Source organism: Streptomyces sp. DSM 106670, assembly GCF_055792845.1.
Genome location: NZ_CM147704.1, coordinates 3,382,584 through 3,408,024 on the forward strand (window position 1 = coordinate 3,382,584; position 25,441 = coordinate 3,408,024).

A 25,441-nucleotide genomic window follows, 5' to 3' on the forward strand; every position below is an offset into this window, starting at 1 on the left:
GGCGAAACCTTCTCTGTAGTCGGAGGAAACGGAGAAAAGGGGAGAGGAACACGAGGTGCTGCCTCTCTCGAAGGGCGCGCTCGCGTACCTGGGAGGGGAGGAGGGGAGAGCGGCGGCCGGGGCGCGCGGCCCGGCCGCCGCCGGTCCGTCATCGGGGCCGGAGGGGCGGGGCTCAGCCGTTGCCCAGCTCCTTCCACTCCTTGTTGGCGGCGTTCAGCTCCTCGGCCATCTTGTCCAGGAACTGCTTCGCCGTGGTCTTGCCAAGGAGCACCTTCTGGAACTCCGGCTCGTTGTCCGCCTTGCTGATGTTGTTCCAGTCGGGCAGGTAGTACGGCAGGTCGACGACCTTGGTGGAGCCGTCCGTCAGCGCCTTCGCGGCCAGCGCGGTCGACTCGGTCTTGTTGATCCACGGGTCCTTCGCCGCTTCGGCGTTGGCCGGGATGGCGCCCGCCGACTCGTTCCACTTGCTGTTGGACGCGTGGGAGGCGGCGAACTCGATGAACTTCCAGGCCGCGGTCTTGTTGTCGCTCGACCGGAAGAGGCCGAGTCCGTCGACGGGGTTGGAGACCTGCACGCGGGTGCCGCTGTCCCCGATGGGGGCCGGGATGCCGGCGAACTTGCCGTCGCCCAGGGCCTTCGCGTGGTCCTGGTAGGAGCCGAGGTTGTGGCTCAGCATGCCGATGGTGCCGGTGTCCCACTGGGCGACCATCTTGGTGAAGTCGTTGTTGACGTCGGCGGCGGGCGTGGTCCGCTTGAAGAGGCCCGCGTACTTCTCCAGCGCGGCGACGTTCCTGGGGTCGTTGAGCGTCGTTTCGTCGCCGTCCCAGAACTCCGTGATGCCGGACTGGCCGTAGACGGCGTCCAGCGCCTGGGCGATGGAGCCGGCGCCGCCGCGGATGGTGTAGCCGAACTTGTTGTTCCCGGCGTCGGTGAGCTTCTCGGCCGCGGTGTAGAAGTTGGCCCAGGTGTCGGGGGCCTTCAGCCCGGCCTGCTCGAACAGGTCGGTGCGGTACCAGAGCACGCCGTTGTTGGCGGAGGTCGGTACGGAGTAGATGTCGTCGCCCCGGCCGGCGGCCGCTCTGACGCTCTCGACCATGGAGTCGACGAGCTTGCCCTCCAGGGCGGATCCCTTCAGCCGCTTGTTGACCGGCTCGAGGGCTTCCTGCGAGACCATGTTGGCGAGGTAGGCGGTGCCGACCCCGCCCACGTCGGGCAGTCCGCCGCCGGCGATCGCGGTGTCGTACTTGGACTGGACGTCGGCGATGGGGATCGGGACGTACTTCACCTTGATGTCCGGGTGCTGCTTCTCGAAGTCCTTGATGATCTCGGTCCAAATGGCGGTGCGGGGCCCGCCGTTGTTGTCCCAGAAGGTGATCTCGCCCTTGCCGCTCCCCTCCGTGCCGGCTCCGCTGCCGTCGTCACCGCACGCGGCGGCCGTCAGCGCCAGCGCTGCTACGAGGGAGACGGCGGACGCGGTACGCCCCCGCCGGGTCTTCGAGATGGTCATGGTCGGCTCTTCCCTGTCGGATGTGTCGGGGTGGTTCTGCACGTCTGCGCTTCTGCGGGGGGTCAGTGGGTGGCGCGGAAGGTGGTGAACAGCGCCGTGCCGGCGGGGCCCGTCCCGGCCGGAGCGGTGGCGAAGAGGCCGAGGAGAGCGGCGACCCAGCGCCACGGGGTGGCGGCGAAGACCTGCCCCGAGGGCCGGAAGCCGTCTCCCGTGTCGGCGGAGAAGCGGCAGCGGGCCCCGGCCGTGACCTCGATACGCAACCGGGCCCGCCCGCCGGGCGAGGCGCGGGCCCCGGCCGCGTCGCGTTCGCTCTCCGCGGCGCCCTCGGCGTACCGGTGCACGAGCCGGGGCGTCCCGTCCGCCCCGGCCTCCAGACCGATCCAGCAGAAGGCGTCCCCGAGCACGGCCAGGCCCGCCTTGGCGCCCGGCTCGTCGCTGTGCAGTTCGAGGTCCACCTCGACGGTGAACTCCTCGGCGGGCAGGCGCTGGACCAGGACGTTGGGCAGCAGCCGCAGGTCGTGCGCGTCCGGCGTGCGGAGGCAGGCGAGCCGCAGCCCGTCGGCGGGGCATCCGGAGTGCCCGGAGTGCTGGGGCTTCTCGGTCCACGCGTCGGGGCGGGGGTTGGCCGTCCACTGCCACTGCTTGCCGTGGGCGCCGCCGGGGAAGTCGTCGTCCACGGCGGGCGCTGCCACGGGCTGTTCTGGGGCGGCCGGTTTACGGTGCGTGGGGACGGGTTCGCCCGCGTCGCCGATGACGGGCCAGCCCTCCGCGTCCCAGTGCATGGGCTGGAGGTGGACGACCCGCCCGTACGCGCCGCGCGCCTGGAAGTGCAGGAACCAGTCCTCGCCCGCGGCGGTCCGCACCCAGCCGCCCTGGTGCGGGCCGTTGACGTCGGTGCGCCCCTGGGACAGCACGACGCGTTCCTCGTACGGGCCGGAGAAGTCCCGCGACCGGAACGCGCCCTGCCAGCCGGTCTCCACCCCGCCCGCCGGGGCGAAGATCCAGAAGTACCCGTCGTGGCGGTGGAGTTTGGGGCCTTCCAGGGTGAACCAGCCGGGTATCCGGTCGGCGTCGATCAGGGTCCGGCCCTCGTCGAGGAGTGCGCGTCCGTCGGCGCTCATACGGTGCCCGGTGAGCCGGTTCTTGATCCCTGAGCGGGACTTGGCCCAGGCGTGGACGAGGTAGGCCTCGCCGGTCTCCTCGTCCCACAGGGGGCAGGCGTCGATGTACCCGCGGCCGGGCTTGAGCAGGTGCGGGGCGCTCCACGGTCCCTCGATGTGCTCGGCGTTGATCTGCTGGACGCCGTGGTCGGGGTCGCCCCAGAAGATCCAGAACCGGCCGGCGTGGTGGCGCAGGGAGGGCGCCCACACCCCGGCGTCGTGGCGCGGCCGGGCGAAGTCGGCGGCGGGCTCGACACGGTCCAGGGCGTGCCCGACGAGCGTCCAGTTGACCAGGTCGCGGGAGTGCAGGAGCGGCAGCCCCGGGGCCCGGCCGAAGCTGGACGCGGTGAGGTAGTGGTCCGCACCGACGCGGACGACGTCCGGGTCGGACCAGTCGGCGTTCAGCACGGGGTTGCGGTACGTGCCGTTCCCGAGGTCGGCGGTCCAGGGCCGGTTCACGAGGTCACCGCCCGTCGGACGTACCCGGCGGCGGCCTCACGGTCCAGCCGGCCGTCCGCGACGACGGTGACGATGCGGCGTACGACGGTGGCCCCGGCGGGCACGGGCAGCCGTTCGTCCGCCGCGAGGGAGGAGCCGACGCCCGGGTACTCCGTCGTCCGCACGAACCACGGATCGCGCCGGGTCTCCTCGCTCGCCCCGGCGAGGACGAGGGTCCAGCCGTCCCCGGCGAGGGCGAGCCAGTCGGCGGCCCGGCCGTGCACCGCCGCCTCGCCCGCACGGTCGGCGGTGAACACGTCCGGCGGCGCGGCCTCCTTGGGGGCACGCCAGAAGAAGCCGCCGTAACCGGCGCCGTGGCGGCCGTTGGTCGCGGGGCTGCCGACGGAGAGGTCGTCGGCCGAGCGGTTGGTGAGCGCGAAGGAGAGGTCCAACGCCCAGGCGGTGGCGGAGAGTTCGAGCGCCTTCACCGTGCGGTGCTCCCGCAGCAGTTCGACGCCGTCCGCCTCCCAGACGAGCGACTGCGTGAAGCCGCCGGGCCCGTGCCGCTCCAGGCCGAGACTGCGCTGGACGCCGTGGTTGTCGAGCGCGGTGGGCCCTTGCCCCCGGACGTAGGTGCGCCCGCCCCAGAAGTTGCGGCCGGACACGTCGGGCACGGCGATGGAGACGCCCAGGTGGTGCAGGTGGTCGGCGGGGCGCTCCTGGGTGACGGTGCGGCCGGCGAGCGTGCTGACGGGGTGCAGGCGGGGGCGGCCGTCCGCCGCGGAACCGTAACCGTAGTGGGCGACCGTGCGCCCGGCGCAGTCGAGGAGTACGGGCGGGGCGGGCTGTACGGGCTCCGCAGGCGGGGTCGCGGACGAGGCCGTCGCGGACGAGGCCGTGGCGGGTCGGTTCATGAGGCCGCCACCTCGCTGCTGCGCGCCCAGGCGGCGCCCATCTCCGAGAAGAGAGCGAGGGATTCGGCCCCGGCGGCGACCAGGCCGTCGATGCCGTGGACCGTACGCCGTGCGCCTCCGCCGGAGGCGTCGTACCGGGTCTCCCAGGCGTCGGCGGGCAGGGCGACGGGCTCGGGGGCCGTGCGTACGGCCTCGACGACCCGCATGAACGCTCCCGTGCGCTCCGGCGGCACCAGGAGCGGTGTGCCCCGCTCCAGATGGTCGACCAGGTTCTCCAGGAGGTCGGTCCGGCCGTGGACGCTCTCCTCGGGTCCGTGGCCGGCGCGTTGGACCAGGACGCGGTCCTGCTTGTACCAGAAGGTGATCCGGCCCCGGTCGCCGTGGACGATCACATAGGGCTCCCCCGCCCGTTCCGCGCAGAGGGTGGCGGCGACGGTGACGGGCAGGCCGCCGGTGGTGGTGATCCGGACGCAGCTGGTGTCGTCCGCCTCGATGTCATGGGCCCGGAACAGCTCGGTCTCGACGGACAGGACGTCCTCGGCCGTGCCCCGGTCCGCGAGTTCGAGCGCGGTGGCCACGGCGTGCGCCAGCGGATTGGTGAGCACACCGTCGACCACGTCGGTGGAGCCGATCCTGCGCCGCCCGGACCAGGGCGCCCGGCGGAAGTAGGCGTCGTCGCGGACCCAGGCCCCGGCGGCGCCGATACCCGTGAGCGTTCCGATCGCCCCGGTGCGGACCAGGTCCTGGATCGCGGGCACGGCGTGCGAACCGAACGACTGGAAGCCCACCTGGCAGGCGGTGCCCGCCCGCCGTACGCCGTCGGCCATCCGGGCGTACGCGGCCCAGCTCGCGGCGGGCGGCTTCTCCAGCAGGAGGTGGACGCCCCGGGACGCGGCGGTCAGGGCCAGGTCGGTGTGGGTCGGGATGGGCGTGCAGACGATGGCGGCCCGGGCTCCGGTGGAGTCGAGGAGCGCCCCGAAGTCGGCGGACTGCTCGGGCCGGTCGCCGCCCTGGAGGCCGAAGGCCGCCAGTTCCTCGGTGGTCAGCGGCTCCAGCTCGCAGATCCCGGCCAGCCGTACCCGGCCCTGGTGCTGGAGCCGGCGGAGGTTGGCCAGATGCCAGCGGCCGTGGCCCCGGGCGCCGGCCAGCACGACGGGGAGCGGCGCGGCGGCGGGGGCGAGGGCGGCCGCGGGGGCTGGTGCGGGGGCGGTGAGGCGGGTGAGGTCGGTCATCCCTTCACCGCGCCCGCGCTGAAGCCCGTGACGAGCCACTTCTGGATGAACGCGAAGACGATCACGACGGGTACGGCGGCGATGACCCCGCCCGCCGCGAGTGCGCCGAGGTCGACACTGTCCGCCCCGATCAGGGTGTTGAGGCCGACCGGGATCGTCTGCTTGTCCTGTTCGCTGAGGAACATCAGCGCGAACAGGAAGTGGTTCCAGCTGTGGACGAAGGCGAAGGAGCCGACGGCGATCAGTCCGGGGCGCAGCAGCGGCAGGACGACCGCGCGGAAGGCGGTGAAGCGCGAACACCCGTCGACCCAGGCGGCCTCCTCCAGGGAGACGGGGACGTTCTTGATGAACCCGCTGATCAGGATGATCGACAGCGGGAGCTGGAAGACGGTCTCCGCGATGACGACGCTCCACAGGGAGTTGATCATCTGGAGGTTCCGGAAGATCTCGAAGAGCGGTACGAGCATCAGGGCGCCGGGGATGAACTGCGAGCAGAGCAGCGCCAGCATGAACGCGCCCTTGATCCTGAAGTCGAACCGGGCCAGGGCGTACCCGCCGGCCAGGGCGACCAGGGTGGTGGCGATCAGGGTGGCGACGCCGACGATCATGCTGTTCTGGAAGAAGACGGCGAAGCTGCGCTCGTTCCAGACCTTGGAGAAGTGCTCCCCGGTCATCGGCCAGGGCACCAGCGCGGTGGAGCCGGCGGGCCGCAGGGCGAACAGCAGCATCCAGTAGAACGGGATGAGCGTGAACAGCAGGTAGAGGCCGAGCGGCAGGTAGATCTGCCAGCGCGGTACGTCGTCGAAGGCGCGCTCACGTCCGGTGCGGCGGCGCGCGGGCGGCGGCGGGCCGCCGGGGCGGACGGGCGGCCGGACGGCGCCGTTCTTCTCGGTGAGTACGGCGGTCACTTGGTGTCGCCTCCGAACTTGCTCAGGCGCAGATAGACGATCGAGCAGAAGAGGAGGATCACGAAGGCGACGGTGGTGAGCGCGGAGGCGTAGCCGAAGTCGTGGCCCTCGATGCCGGTGTTGGCGACGTAGAGCGGCAGCGTGGTGGTCTCGCCGGCCGGTCCGCCGCCGGTGAGGGTGTAGAGGAGGTCGACGTTGTTGAACTCCCAGACCCCGCGCAGCAGGGTGGCGAGGACGATCGCGTCGCGCAGGTGCGGCAGGGTGATGTGGAAGAACTGCCGGAGCCTGCCCGCGCCGTCGACCGACGCCGCCTCGTACAGCTCCTAGGAGACGGACTGGAGGTCGGCGAGGATGAGGATGGCGAAGAAGGGCACGCCTCGCCAGAGTTCGGTGACCGTGGCCGCCCAGAAGACGGTTCCGGTGTCCGAGAGCACCGAGGTGCCGTACTCCCCGATCCCGGCGTCCGCGAGGTAACGGCTGAAGCCCGTCGAGGAGTTGTAGAGCAGGATCCAGATGGTGCTGGTCAGCACACCGGAGACGGCCCAGGGCGAGAAGACCATGGCCCGGGAGATGCCCCGGCCGATGAAGGTCTGGTTGACGATCAGGGCCAGCGCGAGGCCGAGCACGAGCTGCAGGGAGACCTGGGTGAAGACCCACTGGGCGCTGAAGCCGAGCGTCGACCAGAACTGGTCGTCCTCGGTGAAGATCCGCCGGAAGTTGTCGAGTCCGGCGAAGCCGTTCCGCCACGGTTTGGTGACGTTGTAGTCCTGCAGGCTGTAGTAGAAGACGCTGATCACCGGGTAGGCGATGAAGCCGAGCATCAGCAGGCCCGCGGGCGCGATCAGCAGATACGGCAGGCGGCGGGGTGTCGCCGTGCGGCGCCGGGGCGCCTTGGGCGGCGGGGTGGCCACGGCGGCGGGTTGGGCCATGACACGTCTCCGATCTCTGGTACGCGCTCGATGCGCTGGATGTGCGGACCTGCTGTCGCGATGCATGTGCGGAGTGGCTGCCGCCACCGGGCAGCAAGCGCTTTCTCCTGGCCGCTGGGCGGCCCGGGCGCCCCGGCGCGCGGAGCCCTCGTCGCCCGGTTCACCCCACGTACGGGTCGGGCACTTCTCCTTGCCGGGCCAGGAACGCGAAGTCGCATCCGGTGTCGGCCTGGGTGATCTGGTCCTGGTACAGCGCCCCGTAACCGCGCCCGTAGCGGGCGGGCGGCGGGCTCCAGGCGGCACGGCGGCGTTCCAGCTCGTCGTCGTCGACGCCGAGGTGGAGCAGGCGGGCCTCGACGTCCAGGGTGACGAGGTCCCCGGTGCGGACCAGGGCGAGCGGGCCGCCGACGAACGACTCGGGCGCGATGTGCAGGACGCACGCCCCGTAACTGGTGCCGCTCATCCGGGCGTCGGAGATCCGCACCATGTCCCGTACGCCCTGCTTCAGCAGGTAGTCGGGGATCGGCAGCATGCCGTACTCGGGCATGCCGGGTCCGCCCTTGGGTCCGGCGTTGCGCAGCACCAGGACATGGTCCGAAGTGAGCGCCAGGGACGGGTCGTTGATCGTGCGCTGCATCTCCCGGTAGTCGTCGAAGACGACGGCGGGCCCGGTGTGACGCAGCAGACGCGGCTCGGCGGCGATGTGCTTGATGACCGCGCCGTCGGGGCAGAGGTTGCCGCGCAGGACCGCCACCCCGCCCTCCTCGGCGAGGGGTTCGGCGCGCTCGCGGATGACGGCGCTGTTGTGGACGGCCGCACCGTCGAGCTGCTCGCGCAGGGTGGCGTGCGCGACGGTGGGCCGGTCCAGGTGCAGGACGTCGGCGATCCTGCTCAGGAAGCCGGGCAGTCCGCCCGCGAAGTGGAAGTCCTCCATCAAGTACCGCCCGCCGGGGCGGAGATCGGCGAGGACGGGCACCGTACGCGCGATCCGGTCGAAGTCGTCCAGGGTGAGCTTCACACCGGACCGGCCCGCCATGGCGATCAGGTGGATCACGGCGTTGGTGGAGCCGCCGAGCGCGAGGACGGTGGCGACGGCGTCCTCGTAGGCGTCGGGGGTGAGGATCTGCGACAACGTGGTCCGCTGCCGTACGAGTTCGACGATCCGCAGACCGGATGCGGCGGCCATCCGGTCGTGCCCGGAGTCGACGGCCGGGATGGAGGAGGCGCCGGGCAGGGTGACGCCCAGCGCCTCGGCGGCGGCCGTCAGCGTGGAGGCGGTGCCCATCGTCATGCAGTGACCGGCGGAGCGGGCGAGGCCGTTCTCCAGCTCCCCCATCTCGCAGTCGCCGATCAGCCCGGCACGCCGCTCGTCCCAGTACTTCCACATGTCCGTGCCGGAGCCGAGGACCTCGTTGCGCCAGTGGCCCGGCAGCATCGGCCCGGCCGGCACGAAGACGGCCGGCAGGTCCACGGAGGCCGCGCCCATCAGCAGCGCGGGCGTCGACTTGTCGCAGCCGCCCAGCAGTACGGCCCCGTCGACGGGGTACGAGCGGAGCAGTTCCTCTGTCTCCATGGCGAGCAGGTTGCGGTAGAGCATGGGGGTCGGCTTCTGAAAGGTCTCCGAGAGGGTGGAGACCGGGAACTCCAGCGGGAACCCGCCCGCCTGCCACACGCCCCGCTTCACCGCCTGCGCGCGTTCCCGCAGGTGGGAGTGGCAGGGGTTGATGTCGGACCAGGTGTTGAGGACGGCGATGACCGGCTTGCCGAGGTGTTCCTCGGGGAGGTAGCCGAGCTGACGGGTGCGGGCCCGGTGGCTGAAGGAGCGCAGCCCGTCGGTGCCGTACCACTGGTGGCTGCGCAGCTCCTCGGGCGCGACGGGGGCCGCTTCCCGTCCGTCCGCCGCCGCGACCGCTCTCCGGTGACCCGTCTCCGTGACCGCTCTCCGGTGATCCGTCTCCATGGCCGCTCTCCGGTGATCCGTCACAGCGCCCACGCGGCTATCTGCTCGGCGACCTCGGCGCGTCGCTCCTCGGGCAGGACCCGGCTCGGCGCGCGTACCTCGCGGCGGCAGAGGCCGAGCACGGACAGGGCCTCCTTGATGACCGTGACGTTGTTGGCGGACTGCTCCTCGGCGCGGAGCTCCTCGAAGCGGCGGATGCGCTCCCACACCTTCATGGCCGCCACGTAGTCCCCGGCGCGCAGCGCTTCCAGCATGTCGAGGGAGACGGCCGGGGCGACGTTGACGAGGCCGGAGGTGAAGCCGGTGGCGCCGGTGGCGAAGTAGGAGGGGGCGTACAGCTCGGCGAGGCCGGCGACCCAGACGAACCGCTCCAGTCCGGCGTCGCGGGCGAAGGCCCCGAAGCGCGCGGCGTCGGGCACCGCGTACTTCACGCCGATGACGTTGGGGCAGCTGTCGGCGAGCGCGGCGAGCCGGTCGCCGTCGAGCAGCGGGTTGCGGATGTACGGGACGACGCCGAGCTCCGGTACGGCCTCGGCGATGGCCCGGTGGTAGTCGACCCAGCCCTCCTGGGCGACGTAGGGGTGCACCGGCTGGTGGACCATCACCATCGCCGCGCCGGCCTCGGCGGCGTGCTCGGCGGCGGCGACGGCGGCCGGTACGTCGTGGCCGACGCCCACCAGGACGGTGGCGCGTCCGGCGGCCTCCTCGACGGTCAACTCGGTGACCAGGCGCCGCTCGTCGGGGGTGAGCGCGTAGAACTCCCCGGTGTTGCCGTTCGGGGTGACGATGCGGACACCGCCGTCGAGCAGCCTGCGCATCAGGGCGCGGTGGTTCGCGACGTCGATGCTGCCGTCCTCGGCGAACGGGGTCACCGGGATCGCCACGACGTCTGCGAGGGCCGCCTTCAGCGGAGAGAAGTCCATGCGGACCGGCCTTTCGTCGGATTGCTGGTGGTGGTGCGGTTCCAGCAGACGGTTCACGCGGCACCGCCCCCGTCCTCGTCGTCGGGGAAGGCGCGGCGTACGAACGATGCGATGTGATGGTGCAGAGCCCCGGCGGCGGCCTCCGCGTCGTCGGCGAGGGCGAGCCGCAGGATCTCCCGGTGCTCGGCCGCCTCGCGCTCCCAGGAGGGGACGGCCGACCAGGCCACCGTGGAGACGAGGGCCGCCTGGTCGCGGACCTCGTCGAGCATCCGGGCGAGCAGGGGGTTGCCGCAGGGCAGGTACAGGGCGCGGTGGAAATCTCGGTTGGCCAGCGACCTGTCGGCCTTGTCGAGCGCCGAGTCGGCCCGTTCCAGGGCTTCTTGGGCCGCTTCCAGCGAGGCCTTGCGGTTGACGGACCGGCGCAGCGCCTCCGGTTCCAGCAGGAGGCGTACGTCGTACACCTCCCGGGCCATGGTCGCGTCGACGAGCCGCACGGTGACGCCCTTGTACTGGCTCATGACCACGAGTCCGGTGCCCGCGAGGGTCTTGAGCGCTTCGCGGACCGGGGTCTTGGACACTCCGAACTGAGCGGCGAGTTCCGTCTCCACCAGCGCCTGTCCCGGTCTCAGCTGCGCGGTGAGGATGGCGTGCTTGATGGCCTCCAGCACGTACTGGGTCCGGGACGGGATCGGGGCAGGGGCGAAGGTCATGGGTGACGGGCTCTCACATCTCGCGTATCGCGTCTCATATATGACGTACGAAGTACGACGCGATGAAGCTAGAGCGGCCCGGAACGCTTCGTCAACGCTTCGGACAGAACAACTTTCGGGACGGACAGGCCACTTGACGTAACCTCACGGACTTCTTAGCTTGTCCACGTATGCGAACGCGGTCCACGGCCTTGAAGGCCGGAGGCGTCCCGCCGCCGTGGGTGCGTCCCGCCGCCCTGGGTGCGTCCCGCCGCCCTGGGTGCGTCCCGCCGCCCTGGGGTGCCTCCTACCACCGTGCGTGCGCCCCGCCGCCGTGGGGCGTCCCGCCGCCCGGGGTGCCACGACGCCCGCCCGCCCACCCGGTGCCGCGCCGGACCGCACCGCACCGCATCGCCCCCGAGGAGACCCCGTATGCCCGCTCCCCGTACCGTCCTGCTCACCGGCGCCGCGGGCGGCCTCGGCACCCTGATGCGGGGGCTGTTGCCCGCGTACGGCTACGACCTGCGCCTCCTCGACCTGGTCCCGGTGGACGGCGCGCCCGAGGCGATCACCGCCGACCTGAACGACCGGAAGGCGCTGCGCGAAGCCGTACGCGGAGTGGACGCGATCATCCACCTGGCCGGCATCTCCTTGGAATCCACGTTCGACAAGATCCTCCGCGCCAACATCGAAGGCACGTACAACCTCTACGAGGCCGCCCGCGAGGAGGGCGTCCGCCGCATCGTGGCCGCCTCGTCCAACCACGCCGTCGGGTACACGCCGCGCCCGCTCGCCGGGGACCCGCCGATCCCGTCCGACGCCCCGCACCGCCCCGACACCTTCTACGGCCTGTCGAAGTGCTTCGGCGAGGACCTGGCCCAGCTCTACTGGGACAGGCACGGCGTCGAGACCGTCTCGGTACGGATCGGGAGCTGCTTCCCGGAGCCCACCTCGGTGCGCATGCTGTCCCTGTGGATGAGCCCCGCCGACGGAGCCCGCCTCTTCCACGCCGCACTCACCGCCGAGGACGTCGGCCACACCGTCGTCCACGGCTCCTCCGCCAACACCCGCCTGTGGTGGGACCTGACCTCGGCCCGGGCCCTGGGCTACGCACCGCAGGACGACTCGGAACCGTACGCCGCGAAACTCATCGCCGAACAGGGCGAGCCGGACCCGGCCGACCCGGCGCAGACCCGGCTCGGCGGCCACTTCGTCACGGATCCGCCGATCTGGCCGCACTGATCCGGCCGCACCGAGGGGCGCTCCGGCGGCGAGCACCGATGAGTTTCGGGCCCGGGGCGGGTCATGAGTGGTGGGACGCGTCGAGCGACCGGGGCGTCCCGCCGCCAGGCCCTCCCGGGCGCACGAGCACCGACCGGACAAGGAACCGCCATGAATGCCCCCACCAGCAAAAACACCACCACCACCGGCACCGGCGACAGCGGCACCATCACCGGCCTGGGGGTCGTCCTGGGCAGCACGGACCGCGACGCCCTAATCGCCTGGTACCGCGCCGCGCTGGAGCCGCTCGGCGCCCGCTGGGCGGAGCATCTCCTGATCGTCGGCCCCGGCGCGATCATCGGATTCGACGAGCGGGACGACGTGGCGGACAAGGCCGCCGAACCGGGCCGGCACCTGATCAACATCACCGTGCGCGACATCCGGGCGGCCGAGCGCCACCTCGACTCCCGCGGGGTGACGTGGGTGCGCCCGGTCGAGGACGTCGGGGAGGGCTGGTTCTTCTCCACGATCGTGGACCCGGTGGGCAACTACCTCCAGATCCTCCAGGGCCCGGAAACGCCCTGACACCCCCTGGACACCTCGGACGCCCCCTAGCCTGTCAAGCACATCCGAACCAGGGGGAGTTCAGAAACCATGCCATCGACGACGTTCCGTATCGGCGGAGACCTGACCGTGGGGCGACTGGGCTTCGGCGCGATGCACCTGCCCACCGAGAGGCCCGAGGACCGGCCGTCGGCCATCGCCGTGGCCCGCCGGGCGGTCGAGCTGGGCATCACGCTGATCGACACGGCCCACATGTACGGGAACGGGGCCAACGAGGAGGTCCTGGCCGAGGCGCTCCACCCGTACCCGAAGGATCTCCTGATCACCACGAAGGTCGGGGTGCTCCGCTCCGCCGAGACGGGCGAGTGGGCCCTGAACGGCCGCCCCGAGTCCCTGCGCGCCGAGGTGGACCACGCCCTGCGCCGCCTCCGCGTCGACCGCCTGGAACTGCTCCAGCTCCACCGCATCGACCCGGAGACCCCGCTCGCCGACCAGCTCGGCGCCCTGCGGGATCTGCGCGACGAGGGCAAGGTGGCCCGGATCGGCCTCTCCGAGGTGACGACCGCCGAACTGGCCGAGGCCCGGGAGATCGTGGACATCGCGAGCGTCCAGAACCGCTACAACCTGACCGACCGCGAACACGAGCCGGTCCTCGCGGCGTGCGAGGCGGCGGACATCGCGTTCCTGCCCTGGCGCACGGTCGCCTGGGGCAAGGCGGGCGACTGTGCGGAGGTGGCAGCCATCGCCGCCGAGCTGGACGCCACCCCCACCCAGGTCTGCCTGGCCTGGCTCCTGGCCCACTCCCCGGTCATGCTCCCGATCCCGGGCACGTCCGGCGTCGCCCACCTGGAGGAGAACGTGGCGGCGGGGGACATCGTGCTCACGCCGGAGCTGCGGGCGCGGCTGGACGGGATCGCGGGGGCGGCGTAACCGAGGGGCGGCCCACCCCGGATGGCATCACGGCCGGGGGTGCGGCAGGGAGCCCGAACTCGCCGACGCGGCCGTCACATCCCGTACGACCCCGTCCGGATCGGCGGCGGCCTCCTCGGCGAACTCCGAAAAGTCCACGTTGGCGAGCTGGAGGTTCCCGTGGACCATGTGCACGGCGTCCGGCACGACACGCACCTCGCGGGGCGGCGGTGAGTCGATGAGCTCCTGGTAGTACATCGGGTCGAGGTCCTCGTCATCATCAGCGCCGAGGTCGAGAGCGAGCAGCGGACGCAAGGGCGAGCGCATGGTGACACCGTCGGCGAGGAACACCACGCTCAGCTCCTCGTCCCGCGCCGCAGCGGCAAGAGCCTCGTCACCGGTGACCCCGTCCCACCGCCGGTCCTCAACGAGATGCACCGCCGCCTCCCACTCCCGCTCCCCATCGACGGCACGCGCCAGCGCGACGACGATCTCGCCCCACGCCGCGTCATCGGTGTAGTCGGTCCGGATGACGAGCGGCGCCCACTCGTCGGCCCGAACGATCTCCGGCAACGCTTTCCCCATCAGCTCCCCGGCCTCCCGGTCGACCCCGTTCCCACCGTGCGGACCTTCTCACGTCCTACTGACACGACCAGCGGGCTCGAGAAATGCGTGATCTCCGCCGGCCCGGAGCCACTGGACTTCGCGACCCGGAATGCCACCTTGAGAGGGCCGCGGTGTCCCCGAAGAGATCGCACCGTGCTCTGCGAGGCTCCGGACCGTGGTGAACTCCCCGAGCCGAGATGAGCCGGAGCGGGCGGCCGACCTTGGTCCGTGGAAGCCTCGCTCGTCACCGCCTCGCGGCACCTGACGAGGGACAAAGCAGTAGCTTTCGTCCGGTCCGCCTGACACGATCCGCGTGTGACCACGCTGTTCCTGATGGTCGGCCTGCCCGGGGCCGGAAAGACCACACGCGCCCGGCAACTCGCCGAGGAGCACGGCGCGCTGCGCCTGACGCCCGACGAGTGGATGCTTCCTCTGTTCGGTGCGGCCGAGTCGGACGGCAAGCGTGACGTGCTGGAGGGCCGCATGCTCTGGCTCGCCCTGGAGGCGGTCAGGCTGGGAACCGACGTCGTGGTGGACTACGGCTGCTGGTCACGGAACGAACGGTCCGCGATCCGCTGGCTGGCGGAGGCGGAGGGCGCGCGTTTCCGCATGATCTACCTGCCGGTCGACGCCGAAACCCAGCGTGCCCGGCTCACCCGTCGCGAGGCGACCGCCGTCGGGGACACGCTGCCGATTTCCGAGGCCGACATCCTGAATGCACGGGCGCAGTTCGAAGAGCCCGACACTGCTGAACGGGAAGGCCGCATGTCCGTCGACGGCCCACCCGCCGAGTGGAGCAACTGGCGGAAGTGGGCTGCGGACCGGTGGCCGTCGTTCGCCTGACCGTAGCCGTAGCCGGCGAGGGCCCCGGCCGTTCCCTGACAGCTTCAGGAACGCGACAGAAAGCGAGTGATCTCCGCCGCCACGGCTTCGGGGACGACCGACGGCGCGAAGTGCATCTGGCCGGGGAAGGTCGTGCAGGTGACGTGGGGCAGCGCGTTCGCGAGCCGGTCGAGCGTTTCCGGCATCGGCTGCCAGGTGTCGGCGCCGCGCATCAGCAGCGTCGGGACGGTGACGGTGGACCAGCGCTCCACATCCGCCGGGTCGGCGGCCAGCGATTCGAGGTCACGGTGCCAGCCGAGCGCGTCGTCGGGTTCATCGTCGGCGGGCTCACCCGCATCCATGAGGTCCAGCAGCGCGGCCGGGACGCGGGCCACCTTCTCCGCCAGCAGCCGATCGGCCCGCCGCCGGTCGCCGGTCGCGGTCAGCGCCGCGAACTCCTCCAGCACGGGTGTCAGCTCCTCGCCCGCCGCATACAACGGCGGCTCCCACAGCACCAGCGAGCGAACCGGCAGCCCGGCCGCCACGGCATGCAGGGCGACGGTGGCCCCGTAGGACATGCCGACCAGATCCACGGGACGGCCGATCTCGGCGATCAGCACCTCAAGGTCGCCCACCTCGTCGGCAAAGCGCTTCGGCGATCGGCCCGGCCCGCTCGGGGCGTACCCGCGGCGGGCGGGCATCCACAGCTCGAACCGGGCGGAGAGGTGTTCGGCCACCGGCTGCCAGGAATGCAGTCCACCACCGGAGCCGTGGACCAGGACGACCGGCGGCCCCGATCCGAGCTGTCGGTAGCTGATGGCGGTTCCGTCGAAGGACTCCAACGACGCTGTGGCCCCAAGGGAATCTGGCAAGTTGATCTCGCACGGCATGCCAAGACCGTTGCACGGCCCGTCCCGGCTGATCCACCGATTTTCCGCGGCTGAAGCAGCCACCCTCAACCGGGCTCCGAGCAGGACCACCGCGCCGAGAGTAATGGTCAAGAGCTGTGGATCGGTGGGCGGAGCGAGGGCGAGGTGCCCTCGTGCTGTCGTGGTTCCATCGATGGTTCGGTGAGTGCCGAACCGTCCGGCCGGTAGCGTGCCGAGTCCTGTGCGGGAGATGCCCGCGCTGGTAGACGCCGGAGGCGACCCGATGTCGGAGACAGATCTGAAGCGGCAGCTCGCCGAGCGATTCCGCGAAGTCAACGGCGCCCACCCGATGACCGATACCGATGACGCATACGTCAGCGCGCAGTTCGTTTCCCTGGAGGAACTGTGCGCAATGCATGGCCGCGATGCCGATGCGGTCCGCCGGCTGATGCTGGGGCAGCATCTGCCGCTTCCGGGATATCTGCGCTCCGACGGTGCCGAGATGGTGCCGGCCGACCTGTTCGCTCTCGCCGACGAAGCTGGCGGCGTAGAGCTGCTCGAAGCGTGGTTCACCGCTCACTGGGCCGACCCGATCACCGGGAAGGCGGAGTGGAATGCGTATCTCAGCGGACAGTACGTGTGCCTGCACTCGGTGACCCCGGCCGCCATTCAGCGCAAGGAGTACCTGACGACCGCGATCAGCGCCGCAGCGAACGAGCCGGATGCCGGTTCAGCACGGTGGTCCGGGCGGCTGCACGCACTGGTCGACGAACTCGACACGCTGGAAACGGCGTTCACGGCCTACGACCGTCTTCGGTTCGACGGACCCATGTCCCGGGACACCTGCATCGACGCCCCGCGCGCCCGCTTCCCGCGCCCGTGACCCGGATCCATGGGTGGCGTTCTGCGGATCGGTTGCGATCGGCCATGCCGCGCGGCTTCGGGACGGCGGTTCACAGCCGGACGGTGGCGAACGTGGACTCGATCGGGTTGGCCGTCCGCAGATGGATCCAGTGTCGGGCGGGGAAAAGATGGAAGGCCAGTAGCTCAGCCTCGTCGTCGGTGATCTTCTTGACGGCCTTGGGGAACTTCGCGCCGTAGAGCTGGGTGAACGTCTCGACCGCCGCCTTGGCGTGGTCGCGGTCCGCGGCGTTGTAGATGTCCTGGATGGCCTTCTTCGCGCCGGGCTGCGCGGACTTCGGCAGGGAGTCGAGGACGTTTGCGGTTTTATGAACCCAGCATCCGCCGTGCGCCTTCCCGGACCATCTCATCAAGCAGCGAACCGCTGCTTGGCGTGGTGCTGTCCTCGTTGACTACCGTAAGCGCGGGCGCGCCTTCCCGATCGACGCGGCGACTTCGGCCCTGGTCGATGACCTATCGATCGATCCATCGGGAAGGTACGCCTCCTTCCGTCAGGGCTGATCCACAGGCATTGAGCGTTACTCCCGCGCCGACACGCTCCCGCATCTTCTCCAGCCACTCTTTCCTGAGGGTCGAGCACGGTGACACGAACACCGTTGCCGTCGCCATCACGCAAAAGAGCCAGATCCAACTGCCCGGCCTTCACCAAGTGACGTTTAGAGGGAGCCGTCCTGCACGGCCGCGACGAAGGCCTGCCACTGCTCCGGGCCGAAGGTGTGCGCGCCGAGGGCGCGGTCCTTGCTGTCGCCGACGGCAAGGAGGCCGTCGGGCGTCCGCTGGGTCTCGACGCAAGTACCCCCGTTGTCACCGCTGTACGAGGACTTCACCCAGGCACTGTCGGGAAGACCGTATCGCGCCATCTGCTGCGTCCACCTCTACGCTCTGTTCATGAACTCTCGCTTCACTGCCGAGACTAGTTCCATGGACTGCCGTGACGCGAGTGCCGCCGCCCTCAGTTCGTCGAAGGCCAACTGATAGCGCCCTACGGGCTGATCTTCCTCCAGATACAAGGCGCCATCGAGATAGTCCAAGTTGACGACGTCGAGATCCATCGGATCGGGATAGCTGTAGATGTTGAAGGCCCCGTCAGCGCCCGCGTGCCAGCCCTGGGAGAACGGCACCACCTGGATGGTGAGCCTCGGCGGATTGTTCACCTCCAGGATCTTGTCGAGCTGAGCAGCCATGACCGCCGGTCCACCAACCTCCCGGCGGAGCACCGCTTCGTCGAGAAGGCAGACGTACTGCGGAGGGTTGTCCCGCGTGAAAATCTCCTGCCGAGCCTTGCGGACTTCGATGTACGAGTCGCGCTCCTCCTCGGTCACGCCCTTGTCGACGGACCGGATCACCTCCGTGGCGTACTCGACCGTCTGAAGCAGTCCCGGCACGAGCATCGGCTGGAACGTAAGGATCCGCGCAGCGTCGGACTCCATCGAAAGACGCTCCTGGAAACCGGCGGGGAGTATGTCGCTGTACTGCGCCCACCAGCCCTTACGCCTCCCCTCCCGTGCCAGCGTGGTCAGCGCCGTCCGCAGCCGCTCGTCCGATACTCCGTACAGCGCGAGCAGTGCCTCGATCTCCAGCTTGCTGACACCCTGGCGGCCGTTCTCCTGACGGGAGATCTTGGGCTTGTCGCCGCCGATGCGCTCGGCAGCCTCCTCCATCTTGACCCCGGCCTTCTCACGGAGCCGCTTCAGCTCGGCACCGAGTCGTCGGCGTCGCACCGTTGGGCGTGGATGGCTTGGCATGTGGTTGTCCCTCCCCTGACGCGGGTGACTCAGTGCTACCCGGCGATGACCACTCTTTGCAACTCCCTTTATATGCACAAGCGTTCACCCACACAGGCGAATCTACAATTTTGCAACTGAACGGGTTGCGAATCACACCGCTGGCGGTCCACTCTATTGCTCACCACGCAAGGCACCACCTCGATCACCCAGGGTTGCCGCGTGGGCCGGATCGCCTTCCCTCACGCCGGAGGAAACCCATGGGCCCCACCATCGAGTTAGACCCGCCCGACTACCACCAGGAACTCGTCGCCCGCCCCGAGACCCTCGCGATCATGCGCCGCATCGTCAGTGCCCACCTCGACCTCTGGGACCTGCGCGAGCTGAGCGACGCCGCCACGCTCTGCGCCCACGAGCGGCTCACCAACGTCATGCGGCACACCGGGTCACCCCTCTGCACCATCACGTTGCGCCGCAGGCCCGACGGCGTACGCGTCACCGTCAGCGACTCCGACACCGCGCCGCCCGAACGGCGCGAACCGGACTGGAGCGAGGAGAGCGGGCGCGGGGTCCTCCTGATCGCCGCGCTCGCGGCGCAGTGCGGGACGGTGATGCGGCAGGACGGCAAGGACGTCTGGGCCGACATCCGCGCCGCGACACCGGCGTACGCCACGTGAACAGGCCGCTGCCACGCACCTATTGGTGTCATACGGACACCGACCACACATCAGCCGCCGGGCCTCGACCGTGACGCCCGGCACAGGGCCCGAGCTTGGCTCGACGACCGTCAGACCGCCGAGGCCGCCGTCCGCAGCCTGCGTCGCGGCCAGGGGTACGCGTACGAGCTGCGCACCCCCGACGGGACCTGGCGCTGGACCGCGTACCCGGTCTCCACCCTCCCTCTGTTACCGACCGACCCGCCGCTCAGGAGCCACGAATGAACGACACGCCTACGCACATGCCCGCTCCCCCATCACCCTCCTCGGAGCTGCGCGCCGCGCTCAGCGAGGCCGGGCTGAGCGCGGGCGTCACGGATACGGAATCGGAGACGGAGAACCCCGTACGGATCACTCCTCTCAGCCCCACCGACGCCCGCCAACTGGCCCGCCTCATCCGCACCGGAACCAAGCGCACGCTGAAGGCGGCCCGCGCGCTGCGGGAGATCTGCGAGGGGTACCGGATCGACCTCCCCGGCCTCCGGGTCAAGCAAGGCCGCATCACCCTCGGCCCCATCCGGATCGACGACGCGGCACGGCTGGCCCGGCTGCTCGGTGCGGTGCCGCAGATCACCGAACAGCCAGGTACGGACGCCAACGCCGGCACCGTGAGAGCCATGCTGATCCAGGCCTTCCCGCAGGCCACCGGCGGCGGCGTCCTCTCCGTATCCGTACGGGAGAACACCCCGGACCTCCTGGACCTGGGCTCGATCGACGCCAGGACCGCTCGACGCCTGATCCGCGCCCTTCAGTTCTGAACAGCCCTACTCATGCACGGCACTTGGGCGTGGTCGGTACAACTGAGCGTTTATGTAGGCGGCTTCCACCGTTTCGAAGGAATCATCGCTCCGTCGTTCCACTGTTGATTCAAAACCGTCCGACCCTCGTACGCAGTCATGGCGGGCCGAGCTTCGAGGTGCTCCATTGCGGGTGGGAGTCGGCGGTTGACGCGAACTTAGCCGGGGTCACCAGGGGCCTGGGCTGTGTGCACGACCCCATCATCGTCTTCACGCTGGTACCCGCGACCATGTTGACGCAGTGGTCAGCGGGGACAGTCGGGTTACGCAGGTGGCCCTGGTCGTACGAGAAGTGCTGCGCAGCCGCACCCGGACCGGCGTCATCCTCCTGGTCGAACGCCCACCCGCGCAGGTTGTCCGGCGTCTTCGCACCGGACCCCCCGATGGCGGTCCCGTCGGTCAACCACAGCGTCGTCTCGCCCAGGCCGGACCTGTGCTTAACGATCCCTTTCACCGCAATTGCAACGGAATCGCTATATATTCTGGGTTTATGTGTGCTGAAATCAGCCCTTTCCGGATCCAGATCCCGCAGACCGACCTCGACGATCTACAAGACCGCCTGGCACGCACCCGATCGCCGTACCCGGTGCCCGGCGCCGAATCGGAGTGGGATCACGGCATCCCGTCGGACCACCTCCACGAACTGGCCGACCACTGGAGAAACGGATTCGACTGGCGGACCCATGAGGCCAGGCTGAACACCTATCCGCAGTTTCTGACCGAGATCGACGGGCAGACCATCCATTTCCTGCATCTGCGCTCGCCGGAGCCGGACGCCACGCCGCTGTTGCTGAACCACAGCTACCCGACCTCCTTCGTCGAGTTCCTGGAAGCGAGCGGGCCGCTGACCGATCCGCGCGCTCATGGCGGGGACCCCGCCGACGCGTTCCACGTGGTCATTCCTTCGCTGCCTGGCTTCGCCTTCTCCAGCCCCCTTTCGGCGCGCGGCTGGAACCTGGAGCGCACCGCCCTGGCCTTTGGCGAGCTGATGACCCGCCTGGGTTACGAGCGTTTCGGCGTCGAAGGGGGCGACCTAGGGGCCGGCGTGACCGGGCGGGTGGTCACCCTGATGCCCGACCGGGTCATCGGTGCGCACACCCACGGCGACCGGCTCCAGCTCGGCATGGCCGGCGAGGACCTCCCCGTGCCGGACGGCCTGAGCCCGGACGAGCAGGCCGGGCTCGAAGCGGCGCAGCGCAGCTGGTCGCAGATGAAGGGCTACAAGGTGCTGCACATGACCGCGCCCAACGCTCTCTCGGCGGGCCTGGCCGACTCTCCGATCCTGCAGTTGGCGTGGATCGCCGAGAAGTTCGTGCAGTGGGCCAATCCAGCCACTCCGATCAGCCGCGAGAACGTGCTGATCACCGCCAGTCTGTACTGGTTCACCCGGACCGGCCCGGCGGCGGGCGACTTCTACTGGGAGCTGGCCCACGCCGACGACCCGAGCTGGGGCAGCCCTTCCGGGGTGCCCATGGCCTCCTCGCTGTTCTACAGCAACCCGCTGGTCCGCAAGGTCCTCGGCCCGCACGACGAAACCACCTTCTTCCGCGAGCACGCCGAGGGCGGTCACTTTCCCGCCTTCGAGGTTCCCGGCCTGTTCGTCGACGACATCCGCGCCTTCTTCCGCACCCTCCGCACCTAACGGGGCGCCAAGCCGCATCCGGCATGGCCACGATCCACCCGAAGGCCGGTGACCGGCAGCGCCGCTCCACGCCGGTTCGAGCATCGAGTCGCACGGACTACGCCGACGCCGCCCGACGAACGGATCGATCCACTTCGGGTCATCTACGGAAACCACCCCGCCGCTGGCGGAGCAACGCCTCAGCAGCCGTCACCAGTTACCGGACACCCTCTAGCCGACGGTGAGGTGTCCACTCGCCAACATGTCGCGGATGTACGCCGGCCAGTCCGCGTCCAGCTTGCGCTCGAACGCCTCGTGCACCGCTTGGCGTTCCTCGCCTGTCAGCACCTCGCTGTGTCCGTCGGTGTAAGTCACCCGGAAGCGCTCGGCCGTGTTGATCAGATGGTGGTACGCCCGGCGGTTGACCGTCATGTACAACCCCAGAAAGGGGGGTCGCGTCAGTTGTGCGAGCGCGTGCTCCCAGTCGACGCCGAGCGCGCTCCAGCTGCTGTCCTTCTCCCACTCCAGCCACCGCGTGACGTCGGTGAACCAGATCACGCGCTGGTCCGGATGCTCGCTCGCGTACACGCCGACGAACCCGAGAAGATCGGCCACGTCCGGGGGGAGACGGTCCCGCTGTCCGGCCGGGACGGTCGGGGGCGCGATCACGTGGGCCGCCTCCGCCATGTCGGCGTTCGGGTCCGTCGCCGGCCACGGCAGCGCGTACATCAACCAGTAGCGCGGGTGAGTCAAAAAGCGCTCTATTTCGGTGTCCAACTCCGCTGCCCCCTTTGGTGATTCGGAGACCCTACCCGATCGCCGACCGAGGCCGCCGCCGATCCTGCGGGAGCATCCGGGCACCGGACCGGACCTGGCCGGTACGTCGCGGAGCGCCACGCGAGTGCCGCCACCGGCAAAGCCCTGCTGGATCCCCGCGCCGCCGGACGGCCTTTTGCGCTTGCCGTCAGTGGCCTTTACGGCGCTCCGCGTCGAAGCGATACAGCACCCGCACCAGACGCCACACCCCGGCCGCCGCACCCACCAGGGCTCCCCCCATCCGTACACCTCTGGGCGCTGAACCGGAAAGGTCGAAGACGAGAGTGAGGGCCAGAGCTCCGGCGAAGACCGCCGCGGCGAGGACGACAGCAGTCACCAGAGCAAAGACGATCTCCACCGTCAGCGCGTCCTTTTCCCACCGCGACTCACGCCCCATATCCATGCCGGAAGTCTCGCAGCACGGTCGAGCCCCTCCCCGGTCATTGACAGGTCCCGCCCCCGGCGGGATTCTGCGAGAGCGCTCTTCTATCGATGTAAATCGTTGCCGTTGTCACCGCCATCAGCGCCGTCACCATCGAGCCCCCACTCAGGAGCGAGCCTCATGAGCGACCCCACGCGCAAGCCCCTGCACAAACCCAGGAGACCCTTCCGCCGCTCGTCCGGTCTCGGCGCGCTCGCGCTGGCCGGCGCGCTCGCCGCGACGCTCTTCCTGGCGCCGCCCGACACCGCCCAGGGTGCGCCGCCCGCCCGTGAGGCGGCGGCTCCGCAGGGGCAGACCAGCCTCCGCGCGGCCGACCCCAGCGTGTTGCGGGTGGGCAGTACGTACGTCGGCGTCCAGTCGACCGGCGGCGGCATCGTCGTACGGCAGGCGTCGTCCACGGACGGTCTTGCCACCGCGCCCGCCCGGCAGGTCTGGGCCGACAGCCGGGGACGCGGGGAGGTCTGGGCCCCCGAGATCGTGATGGACGGCGGGCGCTACTACATCTACTTCACCGCCGGTGTCGGGGCCGCCCACCGCATGTTCGTCATCAGCTCGGCCTCGCCGGACAGCGGGTACGGGGCCGAGACCCAACTCGCGCTGCCCGACGACAAATGGGCCATCGACGGCACCCTGTTCACCTTCGAGGGGCAGCGCTGGTTCGTCTGGTCCGGCTGGGCGGGCGACACCAACGTCGAGCAGAATCTCTACATCGCCCGGATGAGCAGCCCGACCCAGCCCACCGGCGCGCGGTACGTCATCTCGCAGCCGCGCGAGAGCTGGGAGCGGGTGGTCGGCAACCCGTTCATCAACGAGAGCCCCGAGGCCATCAAGGACCCGAACGGACAACTGCACATCACGTACTCCGCCAACGGCAGTTGGAGCGAGCAGTACTGCCTGGCAGACCTGCGGCTGCGCAAGGGCGGCGATCCCACGTACGTATGGGACTGGTACAAGTCGAACGGCTGCCTGTTCGGCTCCAACCGGTCGACGATGATGGCGGGTTGGGACCCGACGCTGTACGTGAACGGGCCCGGCCACCACACCTTCGTCCTGCTCCACGGCGACATCGACACCAGCCCGCCCGCCGGTCCGAAGTTCCCGTCGATGTACCACGCGGTCGCGAAGGGCACCCCGTACTCCTGGGCCAACCGCCACTGGTACACCGGCACGTTCGCCTGGTGGGGCAACACGACGTACTCGCGCGCCAACGTTCCGGGGCCGAACACGGACACGGGGTGGAGCCTGAAGTTCTTCGAGTGAGCCGTACGGCCGTCGGCGACGGCGACGGCGACGGCGACGGAGCCGTGAGTTCGCCGAAAGGTCAGTGACCGGCGACGGGCCTGGGTCGCTGCAGGATCCACCGGTGCACGGGCGGGGTGATGCCGGCACCCACGATGAATCCGATCATTACGCTCTCGCTCGCGTTCGCGATCGCCCCGACAAGCGCGCACAGAACCATGCCGACCACCACCAGGCCCGCGACCTTCGCGGGCGAGGCCTGCTGGTTCAGCCATTTCACGGTCGAGAGGGTGGTGAGATACGCGGTGGATCCGAACGCGGCCAACGCCAGAACGGTCAGAGCATCCATTCCGCAACCTCAGCTTCCTGTGGTGCTCCCCCATGGGCAGAGCATTGTGGTCGATTGAGCGGAATGAACACTAACGATCTTGATGGGATGATCCAATTCATTTGAGCAATTCCTGAGGGAGCTGCTCACGGCTCCCGAGGTCTCGACCGCCACGCGCGTGTGTTTACCGGAACGCGCCGACGCGTGCGCGGCAGGTAGGGGCGCCCCGCTCCGGACTCCGACAGAGGCGTCAGCTTTCGGCCTCGCCCCACTCCTCGACGGCCACCTCGTCGCCGACCGACAGCTTGCCCGGCCGCACCACGGAGAACTTCGCGCCGAACACCACCCCGCCTGCCGAGAAGCGCCGGTAGCCCGCGAGGGTGCGCAGCGGCTCCGGGCCGCCCCGGGCCCCGGCCTCCTGGTCGACCAGGGTGACCGCGCAGCGCACGGCGAGCTTGGTGTAGCCGAACTCGGCCGCGCCGATGGTCATGCGGCGGATCCGGTCCTCGGCGTGGGGCTCCGTCGCCCAGTCCTCCCCGTGCTCTCCGTCCTCACCGTGGGCTCCCTCGGGGTGGCTGTCGACGACGATGTTCGGGCGGAAGCGGTCCATGGCCAGGGGCGGGGCGTCGCGCTCGGCCATCCGCGCGTTCAGGAGGGCGAGGGAGGAGCGCGACAGCAGGTGGACGGCGCTGCTGTCGGCGTAGCCGGAGGTGCCGGGGGTCAGGCCGTCGGTCTTCCGGTCGTGCTCCGGCGGTACGCGGACCAGACGGCTCGGGGTGCCGAGGAGTTCCGTGAACCAGGCGGCGGCGTCCTCGCCCTGGTCGATGCCCTGGTACGTCGCGCCGAACAGGTCCACGTCGCGCCGGGGCGCGGAGGTCGTGACGTCGAGGTGCAGCACGCCGTGGCCGCTGTCCGGCTCCACCGATGCGAGCGTGAGCCTGCTGCCGTCGGCGGAGGCGGTGGGCCGGACGAGGGCGAGGCGGGGGTCGCGGCGCTGGGTGCGGTAGACCCCGTCGACGCTGACGACCATGAAACTGCGGTCGTACGCGAGCCCCGCCGGCGTGAGGTGCGTACTGTCCACGGACGTTCCCGCGCAGCCCTTGACGGGATAGGTGATCAGATCGACGACCGTGGCCATGAGGCCTCTCCTTCGCGACGCCCTGCCCGCGGATCTGCTGCCGTCGGG

The 25,441-nt window shown here is 70.2% G+C and carries 25 protein-coding genes and 2 pseudogenes; 9 read left to right on the forward strand and 18 right to left on the reverse strand.

Annotated elements, in window-relative coordinates; translation table 11 throughout:
* Window positions 1-172: 172 nt before the first annotated feature.
* The 9 genes and pseudogenes from ACSMXR_RS14910 to ACSMXR_RS14950 form a co-directional block, all read right to left on the reverse strand.
* Entirely contained in the window at window positions 173-1,507 is a 1,335-nt protein-coding gene (locus tag ACSMXR_RS14910; protein WP_364884980.1) for an ABC transporter substrate-binding protein, read from the reverse strand.
* A gap of 62 nt (window positions 1,508-1,569) precedes the next feature.
* Entirely contained in the window at window positions 1,570-3,126 is a 1,557-nt protein-coding gene (locus ACSMXR_RS14915) for a glycoside hydrolase family 43 protein (RefSeq protein WP_473172073.1), read from the reverse strand.
* The gene (locus ACSMXR_RS14920) at window positions 3,123-4,019 is read right to left on the reverse strand and encodes a DUF6807 domain-containing protein (protein WP_473172074.1); all 897 of its coding nucleotides are present in this window, start codon (window positions 4,017-4,019) and stop codon (window positions 3,123-3,125) included. Before ACSMXR_RS14920 ends, ACSMXR_RS14915 begins: the two co-directional genes overlap by 4 nt.
* A complete protein-coding gene (locus tag ACSMXR_RS14925; protein WP_473172075.1) occupies window positions 4,016-5,251 on the reverse strand; it encodes a Gfo/Idh/MocA family protein in 1,236 nt (411 codons plus the stop codon). Before ACSMXR_RS14925 ends, ACSMXR_RS14920 begins: the two co-directional genes overlap by 4 nt.
* The gene (locus tag ACSMXR_RS14930) at window positions 5,248-6,159 is read right to left on the reverse strand and encodes a carbohydrate ABC transporter permease (protein ID WP_137234138.1); all 912 of its coding nucleotides are present in this window, start codon (window positions 6,157-6,159) and stop codon (window positions 5,248-5,250) included. Before ACSMXR_RS14930 ends, ACSMXR_RS14925 begins: the two co-directional genes overlap by 4 nt.
* A pseudogene (locus ACSMXR_RS14935) lies at window positions 6,156-7,088 on the reverse strand (carbohydrate ABC transporter permease). Before ACSMXR_RS14935 ends, ACSMXR_RS14930 begins: the two are co-directional and overlap by 4 nt.
* A gap of 160 nt (window positions 7,089-7,248) precedes the next feature.
* Complete coding sequence (gene araD, locus ACSMXR_RS14940; protein ID WP_473172076.1) at window positions 7,249-9,048, reverse strand: L-arabinonate dehydratase; 1,800 nt, start codon at window positions 9,046-9,048, stop codon at window positions 7,249-7,251.
* Window positions 9,049-9,068: 20 nt separating this feature from the next.
* Complete coding sequence (locus ACSMXR_RS14945) at window positions 9,069-9,971, reverse strand: dihydrodipicolinate synthase family protein (protein ID WP_364884996.1); 903 nt, start codon at window positions 9,969-9,971, stop codon at window positions 9,069-9,071.
* A 53-nt stretch (window positions 9,972-10,024) separates the two neighbouring features.
* Entirely contained in the window at window positions 10,025-10,681 is a 657-nt protein-coding gene (locus ACSMXR_RS14950) for a GntR family transcriptional regulator (RefSeq protein WP_006125376.1), read from the reverse strand.
* 411 nt (window positions 10,682-11,092) lie between these two features.
* Here ACSMXR_RS14950 and ACSMXR_RS14955 point away from each other — a divergent pair, with 411 nt between their 5' ends.
* The 3 genes from ACSMXR_RS14955 (at window position 11,093) to ACSMXR_RS14965 (ending at window position 13,375) form a co-directional block, all read left to right on the forward strand.
* Window positions 11,093-11,902, forward strand: a complete 810-nt coding sequence (locus tag ACSMXR_RS14955; protein ID WP_473172077.1) for an NAD-dependent epimerase/dehydratase family protein — start codon at window positions 11,093-11,095, stop codon at window positions 11,900-11,902.
* A 150-nt stretch (window positions 11,903-12,052) separates the two neighbouring features.
* Window positions 12,053-12,466 carry a VOC family protein gene (locus tag ACSMXR_RS14960; RefSeq protein ID WP_473172078.1) on the forward strand — a complete coding sequence of 138 codons (414 nt, stop codon included), beginning with the start codon at window positions 12,053-12,055 and terminating at the stop codon, window positions 12,464-12,466.
* A gap of 69 nt (window positions 12,467-12,535) precedes the next feature.
* Entirely contained in the window at window positions 12,536-13,375 is an 840-nt protein-coding gene (locus ACSMXR_RS14965; protein ID WP_473172079.1) for an aldo/keto reductase, read from the forward strand.
* A 27-nt stretch (window positions 13,376-13,402) separates the two neighbouring features.
* Here the strand turns inward: ACSMXR_RS14965 and ACSMXR_RS14970 are convergent, their stop codons facing one another.
* Window positions 13,403-13,927 carry a DUF6924 domain-containing protein gene (locus ACSMXR_RS14970; protein WP_473172080.1) on the reverse strand — a complete coding sequence of 175 codons (525 nt, stop codon included), beginning with the start codon at window positions 13,925-13,927 and terminating at the stop codon, window positions 13,403-13,405.
* 348 nt (window positions 13,928-14,275) lie between these two features.
* Here ACSMXR_RS14970 and ACSMXR_RS14975 point away from each other — a divergent pair, with 348 nt between their 5' ends.
* A complete protein-coding gene (locus tag ACSMXR_RS14975; protein WP_473172081.1) occupies window positions 14,276-14,803 on the forward strand; it encodes a P-loop nucleotide/nucleoside kinase family protein in 528 nt (175 codons plus the stop codon).
* Window positions 14,804-14,847: 44 nt separating this feature from the next.
* Here ACSMXR_RS14975 and ACSMXR_RS14980 read toward each other — a convergent pair whose 3' ends face one another.
* On the reverse strand, window positions 14,848-15,654 hold the full coding sequence (locus tag ACSMXR_RS14980; protein WP_376186809.1) for an alpha/beta fold hydrolase: 807 nt from the start codon (window positions 15,652-15,654) through the stop codon (window positions 14,848-14,850).
* 280 nt (window positions 15,655-15,934) lie between these two features.
* Here ACSMXR_RS14980 and ACSMXR_RS14985 point away from each other — a divergent pair, with 280 nt between their 5' ends.
* A complete protein-coding gene (locus tag ACSMXR_RS14985; RefSeq protein ID WP_376186824.1) occupies window positions 15,935-16,534 on the forward strand; it encodes a DUF6058 family natural product biosynthesis protein in 600 nt (199 codons plus the stop codon).
* 73 nt (window positions 16,535-16,607) lie between these two features.
* Here the strand turns inward: ACSMXR_RS14985 and ACSMXR_RS14990 are convergent.
* From ACSMXR_RS14990 to ACSMXR_RS15000, 3 genes and pseudogenes are all read right to left on the reverse strand, one after another.
* A pseudogene (locus ACSMXR_RS14990) lies at window positions 16,608-16,892 on the reverse strand (transposase); the annotation flags it as partial.
* Between the two features lie 336 nt (window positions 16,893-17,228).
* Complete coding sequence (locus tag ACSMXR_RS14995; RefSeq protein ID WP_473172082.1) at window positions 17,229-17,399, reverse strand: DUF397 domain-containing protein; 171 nt, start codon at window positions 17,397-17,399, stop codon at window positions 17,229-17,231.
* Window positions 17,400-17,447: 48 nt separating this feature from the next.
* Window positions 17,448-18,317 (reverse strand): helix-turn-helix domain-containing protein, encoded by an 870-nt coding sequence (locus ACSMXR_RS15000; RefSeq protein WP_230543979.1) that lies wholly within the window; start codon window positions 18,315-18,317, stop codon window positions 17,448-17,450.
* Window positions 18,318-18,556: 239 nt separating this feature from the next.
* On the opposite strand from ACSMXR_RS15000, the gene ACSMXR_RS15005 reads away from it, so the two are divergent.
* The 3 genes from ACSMXR_RS15005 (at window position 18,557) to ACSMXR_RS15015 (ending at window position 21,451) form a co-directional block, all read left to right on the forward strand.
* On the forward strand, window positions 18,557-18,973 hold the full coding sequence (locus ACSMXR_RS15005; protein ID WP_473172083.1) for an ATP-binding protein: 417 nt from the start codon (window positions 18,557-18,559) through the stop codon (window positions 18,971-18,973).
* Between the two features lie 260 nt (window positions 18,974-19,233).
* Complete coding sequence (locus ACSMXR_RS15010; RefSeq protein WP_473172084.1) at window positions 19,234-19,770, forward strand: hypothetical protein; 537 nt, start codon at window positions 19,234-19,236, stop codon at window positions 19,768-19,770.
* A gap of 310 nt (window positions 19,771-20,080) precedes the next feature.
* Window positions 20,081-21,451, forward strand: coding sequence for an epoxide hydrolase family protein (locus ACSMXR_RS15015; protein ID WP_473172085.1), 1,371 nt, complete (start codon window positions 20,081-20,083; stop codon window positions 21,449-21,451).
* Window positions 21,452-21,661: 210 nt separating this feature from the next.
* On the opposite strand, the gene ACSMXR_RS15020 is transcribed toward ACSMXR_RS15015, so the two are convergent.
* Window positions 21,662-22,207 carry a hypothetical protein gene (locus ACSMXR_RS15020; RefSeq protein ID WP_218526012.1) on the reverse strand — a complete coding sequence of 182 codons (546 nt, stop codon included), beginning with the start codon at window positions 22,205-22,207 and terminating at the stop codon, window positions 21,662-21,664.
* Between the two features lie 187 nt (window positions 22,208-22,394).
* A complete protein-coding gene (locus ACSMXR_RS15025; protein WP_473172086.1) occupies window positions 22,395-22,649 on the reverse strand; it encodes a DUF6332 family protein in 255 nt (84 codons plus the stop codon).
* A 159-nt stretch (window positions 22,650-22,808) separates the two neighbouring features.
* Between ACSMXR_RS15025 and ACSMXR_RS15030 the strand changes: the two genes are divergently transcribed.
* Window positions 22,809-23,948, forward strand: coding sequence for a glycoside hydrolase family 43 protein (locus ACSMXR_RS15030; protein WP_381851867.1), 1,140 nt, complete (start codon window positions 22,809-22,811; stop codon window positions 23,946-23,948).
* 61 nt (window positions 23,949-24,009) lie between these two features.
* Here ACSMXR_RS15030 and ACSMXR_RS15035 read toward each other — a convergent pair whose 3' ends face one another.
* Together ACSMXR_RS15035 and ACSMXR_RS15040 are read right to left on the reverse strand one after the other, a co-directional pair.
* Window positions 24,010-24,276 carry a hypothetical protein gene (locus ACSMXR_RS15035; RefSeq protein ID WP_473172087.1) on the reverse strand — a complete coding sequence of 89 codons (267 nt, stop codon included), beginning with the start codon at window positions 24,274-24,276 and terminating at the stop codon, window positions 24,010-24,012.
* Window positions 24,277-24,505: 229 nt separating this feature from the next.
* The gene (locus tag ACSMXR_RS15040; RefSeq protein ID WP_473172088.1) at window positions 24,506-25,393 is read right to left on the reverse strand and encodes an MOSC domain-containing protein; all 888 of its coding nucleotides are present in this window, start codon (window positions 25,391-25,393) and stop codon (window positions 24,506-24,508) included.
* Window positions 25,394-25,441 lie beyond the last annotated feature (48 nt).